Below are 4,562 nucleotides of genomic sequence, written 5' to 3'. Positions count from 1 at the left end.
GGTCAGGTTTTCTACATTTTCGCTCAGAGTGTAAGTAACAGATGATTGTACTAAATCTCTACCTTCACCATTTGCTTCCGTAATCACATCACCTGCGTTGTCAACAATATAAGTGTCGTTACCTGCACCACCAATCAGGGTATCCGCACCGATGCCACCATTGAGGATGTTATTACCAATGTTGCCAGTTAAGGTGTTATTGAGGGTATTACCAGTTCCATTCAGGTCGGTAGTTCCTGTAAGAACTAGGTTTTCTACATTGGTTGCCAGCGTGTAAGTTACAGATGATCGAACAGTATCTATTCCAGCATTAGCAGCTTCGGTAATGGTATTAGTTAAGGTACTAATGATATAAGTATCATTACCAAGACCACCTCGTAAACTATTTGTTCCTGCACCACCATCAAGGGTATCGTTACCAGCACCAGCAGTAATAGTGTCATTGCCTGTGCTACCAGTAGCGTTGAGAGTTCCCAAGAAGTTAGCAAAATTGAAGATCTCAAAGTTTTGAACTACCAGTCCGGGAATACCGATTAATTGATTGCTAGTATTGGCAATATTGGCAACATTCAATGTTAAAGTGGTTGATGCTGTTCCTCCAGATATTACTAAGGTATCTGTGTCTATGCCACCATCGAAAAGGTCATTTTGTCCGGCGTTAGCAACAGTTGAGGTGATAGTATCATTACCTCCATTACCCAAAATTCGATCTGGGTTAGTAGTGGCTGTGAGACTATTGTTACCACTTGTACCATTGATTAGATTGTAGACACCAAACATGGTTTGGTACATGAGGTCATAGATTACGGTATTGTCCAAGGTGCTAGGCAACTTTTCGGCATTCATCCCATAGCCTTTGGCAACAATGCTACCAGGGAAATCGGGAGTACCGACCCAAGCCACACCAAAGTTACCCATCGCTCCATCTATGCTGCTTTTTGCTGCAAAGGGTTTCCAAGGTGCTTCTGCTGTACCTGTGCTGCCGTTAACACCATCCAAAACTGCCTGATTTGTATTAGTTGTAGTGGGGTTAACACGAATAAATGGCGCACTAGGCTCAGTATTTGCCAGTGTGGGGTTGTTGGGGGTAAAGTTGCCAGCGGGACGGGTGTAAGGCTCGAATTGGAATACTTGCAATCCGCCAGCATCGCTATCTGCGGCTGTAATCACCAAAGTATTAGGATCTATGGTGTTGATGTAGTTCATGGCTACACCGATCGCTGCATCAGCCCGGCGTACAGCTTCTATAGTGCCAACTGCATTGTTGTTATTAGCAAAGTTGTCTGTACCTTCCTCTTCCACTACCACAAAGAAACCATCAGGGTCTTTGTTGAGAATTTTTAAAGACGCATCTAGCATCTCTGCCACTGTGGGCGCAGTAGCTAAATATAGGGGCTGAGGATTGGCACTGTTGAGTCCTAGTGCTTCTTCAGTGCGATCGTTAAAGGTGTGGTTAGCAGCAAAGACTCCCAGTAACTTCGTGGAAGCAGTAGCGCTTGCCACAGCAGTATTCATTTGTTCTTCCGTGTAAACCACGCTATAACCCAAAGATTTTGCTAAATCAATCAGGTTAGTGGTGGGGCGATCTTCAGAATCACTGAAAGCAGCATCAATTTGGGCAGTAACGTGGAAGCCAGTAGTACCCTTAGGTAGTAGATAAACTTCACCCCCCGCCATGATGATTTGAGTGCCAGAGCGAATTACCTGTTCGGCAATTTCGGCTGTCTTATCACGGGCGCGGATGTTATTACCAACACGGTTAGTAGTGGCAGCAGCAAAAGCGGCTGTTCCAGGCTCACCAATATGACCTGATTGAATAAGGGCGGTTGCTTTACCAGCAGCGATCGCCTCTTCTAAAATTGTGTAGCCAACTTTACCAGAAGCAGGAGTAATAATAGATTGGTCTTCATTCAAGCCAAAGGACTCATTGAATACCTTCACACCATTAGCATGAGTGACAGCCCCGGCATTGGAAGTACCAGTTAACTGGTTTTCCATGTGTCCTAAATAGACACCAGCATTTGACATCTTGTCCCAGTTGAGCCTACCATCAGGACCTAAATCAACATTGCGGGTTGCCATGTAATGAGAAGGACTTGTACCATCTGGATGGATAAAAATCACATTCCCAGTTGACTTGGTAGCTTTGGGGGCAGGTGTGGGGTCAGGATTCCGAGATACCAATTCAATATTGAATAGAGTCTCGTACATCAACTCATAAATCTTAGTATTGTCTAGAGTTGCAGGTAATTTATCTGCATTAAGACCATGAGCTTTAGAAACAATTGAACCACTAAAGTCCGGTGTACCCGCCCAAGCAACACCAAACCCAAACACATCACCATCAGCATCTGGAGCAGCGACAAAAGGTAAAGTATTAGCTCCCGTTTGACCGTCTAAAGGTACATTGCGAGCAGTCGTAGTCGGATTATTATTAATATTACCTAGATTTGTTCCAGGATTACGAGGATCAACTACTTGTAAACCACCAGCATCGCTATCAGCAGCAGTCACCATCAAAGTATTGGGATACTTATTAATGAAGTCCATTGCTACACCAATAGCCGCATCCGTACGGCGCAATCCCTCTAAAGTTCCAGCAGCATTGTTGTTATTCCCGAAATTGTCCGTACCTTCCTCCTCCACAATAGCAATAGAACCATTCTGGAAATTGGGGTGTTTTTCCATCAACTTCTGGGTTACACTCAGCATCTCAGCAATAGTCGGTGCCGTATCCACATATAGTGGTAAGTTATTCGCTGCTAAAACTTCTTCAGGCCGATCATTAAAAGTATGAACAGGTGCAAATACACCCAACACTTTAGTTGGTGCTACAGGCAAAGCCAGCAAAGCATTGAGTTGGTCTTCATTGTAAACAACCGTGTAACCTTTACTCTTTGCCAGTTCAATCAGGTTTTCCGTAGGGCGTATTAAAGAATTAGTGCTTAAAGCATCGAGTTGAGCCGCAGTACCGTGAAAACCATTTGTACCAACCGGCAAAAGATTCAGTTCACCACCACCCATGATAAAGTCAACACCTGAGTTAATTACCTGTCTGGCAATTTCCGCAGCTTGAGCGCGAGGTACAGTGATACTTCCATTGGCGTTAGTAATTTGCTGTGTCTTAGCAACAAAAGCAGCTGTACCAGGCTCATAAATCGCCCCAGATTGAACTAAAGCAGTAACCTTACCTGCATCTCTAGCTTCTTCAACAATAGTTTTGGTAGTTCCAGAAAGAGATGTAATCGCTAAATTCCCTAGTTCATAACCAAAAGACTCCGCATAAACCTTAACACCTGTAGCGTGAGTCACAGCACCAGCATTAGATGTGCCGCCCAACTGGTCTTCCATGTGACCCAGATACACACCAGCATTGGACATCTTGTCCCAATTCAACCGTCCATCAGGACCCTTATCTACAAATCTTGCAAAAGCATAATGAGATGGACTAGTTCCATCTGGGTGCATGAAAATAACATGATTACCTGTTGTCATAAAACCTCTTAATCGCTTAATTTAGTTTTTGCAAGTAATACTTAGATAATCATACGTATGTTAAGAACAGTTACCACAACAGGTTAAGAACAATTTATTTATTTCCTAAATTTCTTGATTTTGATAATAAGTATTTATCTATATAATAAGTTTCCAGCACTTTGCACAACTCACTAGTACAGTAGCAGCAATCATAAAAACAGTAAGTTATTTTAAGAAAATCCCACAGATTAAACTCTATAGAAAGTAGTACGATCATCTGTGATGCTGGTCGAGAATCACAGAAAAACATAACACCATAGAGCAAAGGTTAAAATAAATCTTGTAATCTGCTTCGTTCATAAAACCAGTCAACAGACTAAAACCACCAACAGCAATCATTTCTAAATCTCCAAACCGCTCGTTCATCAAGTTCCACACGGGGTAAAAAGTCAGCTTTAGCCAGAAATATTTCTCCTTATGCTGCCGAAGCAACTCAATTAATTAACTCTCCACCGTGGGGGTATTTGCTTCTGGATCATAACTCAAACTAATGTTTCCCTAATTGTTGCAAATTATGTATTAATTTATCAAATTTTTGTGAAATTCTAATTTTTAGTTGCCAGTTGTTAGCTAAAGTCTTCTGCTTCTACCGTTAAAAAAGATTTTAGCAGTTTTTCAGCATCAAACAAAAAAAAGTGGGAGATGATAGCGCGATCTCACAACCTAAGAATCGCTACCTAAGAATCATCCCCCACCTCAGAGAGCACTGATTAACTAAACCAATTACTCATTAAACAAGAGAGAAATTACTAGCAGTCAGAGTAGGAACAGTAGCGAGAATAGCAAACTCACCACCAGCACCAAAGCCCGCAGCCGCGCCATTTTGGTTGTAGTAAAGACTACCACTGCTAAAGCTATAGACAATCAGCCCATTACTAGTACCTGCCAAATCATCATCTTCAACCACAGCCAACTCATTTACTACACTGGTCAAAGAAGCGAATACAGACTTACTCAACAATATTTGGTCACTACCGATACCAAAGTCTTGGATAATATCTAGACCTTGACTAGCCGAAGTGAAC

1 protein-coding gene and 2 pseudogenes are annotated in these 4,562 nt (G+C 42.3%); all 3 read right to left on the bottom strand.

All coding sequences use genetic code 11. The features are described from left to right. Positions 1 to 3,495 (bottom strand): alkaline phosphatase (locus ACIR310F_RS21320; RefSeq protein ID WP_081677542.1); only part of this gene is annotated, 3,495 nt, incomplete at its 3' end. Positions 3,496 to 3,819: 324 nt separating this feature from the next. Further along, positions 3,820 to 3,979, bottom strand: a pseudogene (sat, locus tag ACIR310F_RS24755) (sulfate adenylyltransferase); the annotation flags it as partial. Between the two features lie 288 nt (positions 3,980 to 4,267). Then, a pseudogene (locus ACIR310F_RS23490) lies at positions 4,268 to 4,562 on the bottom strand (hypothetical protein); the annotation flags it as partial.

The sequence above is a fragment of the Dolichospermum circinale AWQC310F genome (assembly GCF_000426925.1).
Classification (GTDB): domain Bacteria; phylum Cyanobacteriota; class Cyanobacteriia; order Cyanobacteriales; family Nostocaceae; genus Dolichospermum; species Dolichospermum circinale.
This window is presented reverse-complemented; position numbering and strand designations above follow the sequence as displayed.